This window comes from Acinetobacter lwoffii, assembly GCF_024129855.1.
Taxonomy (GTDB): Bacteria; Pseudomonadota; Gammaproteobacteria; order Pseudomonadales; family Moraxellaceae; genus Acinetobacter; species Acinetobacter lwoffii_L.
Window position 1 is genome coordinate 1 of record NZ_JAMXXC010000090.1, and the last position, 285, is coordinate 285.

Annotated in this window: 1 pseudogene; it reads left to right on the forward strand. The window is 38.2% G+C overall.

Annotation, left to right across the window (positions count from 1 at the left end):
* Positions 1-285: pseudogene (locus tag NI465_RS16915) on the forward strand (IS6-like element IS1008 family transposase); the annotation flags it as partial.

Below are 285 nucleotides of genomic sequence, written 5' to 3' on the forward strand. Positions count from 1 at the left end.
AAAATGGCAAATTCCACGGGTCATCAATACAGATAAAGCAGCGACCTATGGCCATGCTTTATCACGATTAAAGCGAGAAGGAAAATGTCCAGTAGATATTGAGCACAGGCAAATTAAGTATAAAAATAATGTCATTGAATGTGATCATGGTAAGTTAAAGCGAATCATCAGAGCCACATTAGGATTCAAATCTATGAAGACGGCTTATGCCACAATTAAAGGTATTGAAGTCATGCGTGCACTACGTAAAGGACAAGCATCGTCATTTTATTATGGTCAGCCTCA